Consider the following 532-nt stretch of genomic DNA (forward strand, 5'->3'; position numbering starts at 1 on the left):
AAACAATAAAATTCATGACCTGCAACTCTTTCTAGGATTTGATCCATGAAAGGTAAAGGGAAATGATCTTTTTTAGTCATTGAATTAAGTTTCCTATAGTCAATGAACATGCGCCAACCAGTAATAGTCCTAGTTGGAATTAACTCATTCTTCTCATTTGTTATCACAGTAACTCCAGACTTTTTAGGTACAACTTGGGTAGGACTTACCCATTTGCTGTCAGAAATAGGATAAATGATTCCATTATCTAGAAGCTTAATGACTTCATTYYTCACTACTTYTTTCATRTTAGGATTAAGCCTTCGTTGCATTTCTCTAGAGGGTTTRRCATTTTCCTCCAAATAAATCYTGTGWGTGCAAATCAAASGRCTAATTCCTTTTATGTCAGYTATGGTCCATCCTAATGCATWTTTGTGCATTTTCAGAGTYTGTAATAACTTACCTTCTTGWTGTGCATTAAGTTTGGAAGAGATTATTACCGGAAAAGTTTTATTTTCTCCCAAAAATGAGTATTTGAGATTGAGGGGTACCG

1 protein-coding gene is annotated in these 532 nt (G+C 34.4%); it reads right to left on the reverse strand.

Going from position 1 to position 532, the window contains the following annotated elements:
• Nucleotides 1-275, reverse strand: a 275-nt coding sequence (locus tag ELS82_RS28010; RefSeq protein ID WP_208733332.1) for an RNA-dependent RNA polymerase family protein, incomplete at its 3' end; no start/stop codon positions are given.
• Nucleotides 276-532: the final 257 nt, after the last annotated feature.

The organism is Vibrio ouci (genome assembly GCF_004551525.1).
Lineage (GTDB): Bacteria > Pseudomonadota > Gammaproteobacteria > Enterobacterales > Vibrionaceae > Vibrio > Vibrio ouci.